Origin of the sequence: Actinomyces sp. HMSC065F12, assembly GCF_001814535.1 — a bacterium.
Taxonomy (GTDB): domain Bacteria; phylum Actinomycetota; class Actinomycetes; order Actinomycetales; family Actinomycetaceae; genus Pauljensenia; species Pauljensenia radingae_A.
In genome coordinates this window covers 1-598 of the sequence record NZ_KV817002.1, presented here as the reverse complement: position 1 = coordinate 598, position 598 = coordinate 1, and the positions used below count along the sequence as shown (strand labels likewise).

The 598-nt window shown below is 59.4% G+C and carries 2 protein-coding genes; both read right to left on the bottom strand.

Annotated elements, in window-relative coordinates:
- A partial coding sequence (locus tag HMPREF2975_RS07605) for a hypothetical protein (protein ID WP_227469324.1) occupies positions 1-353 on the bottom strand: 353 nt, incomplete at its 3' end.
- Positions 350-598 (bottom strand): hypothetical protein (locus HMPREF2975_RS12575; protein ID WP_193600018.1); only part of this gene is annotated, 249 nt, incomplete at its 5' end. The genes HMPREF2975_RS07605 and HMPREF2975_RS12575, both read right to left, overlap by 4 nt.

Below are 598 nucleotides of genomic sequence, written 5' to 3'. Positions count from 1 at the left end.
GTCGCGGTGAACGTGTTGCCCAGGGCGAGAGCTTCACTGGCTTTCGTGGAACCGTAGGTGCGCATCGCGTCCAGGAGGGCGCGCTTCTTGTTGCCCCACGCTGGAATGTAAATACTGCGCTGCCCATCGTCGTCCGGGTCAACCTGTTCACTGGTTTGGATGGTGATGACGAACTGCATTTTCGGGCTACTGTCTTCGAATTCGGCTGGCTTGCCGGTCGTGTAGTCGGTGGTCTGCCTGTAGTCCAGGTCGGTGATGGTGCCGGTCACTGTTTTGCCCGGCAGGTCGTCCTTGCTGAACGCGCTTTTGCTGCCTGTTTTCAGGCCCTCGTCAATAAGCGTGTAGTCAATCATGATGCTTTCTCCTTCTTGTTGTTGTTGTTGGTTGGTATGTCGATGGTGATTCCATCGACGGTTTGGTGTGGTGGCTGCCAGTCTGGGTAGCGGCTGCACGAGTAGCAGCCGTCTGCCCTGGGTAGGCCACTGATCCACTGGTCCACGCCCCCGTTGCCGGTGAGGCTGCGTAGCGTGGTGATCTGCGTGGCGAACCGGTTGGCGCGCTCAAGCGCGTTGACGGCTGCCTGCTGGTCGTATGGGGC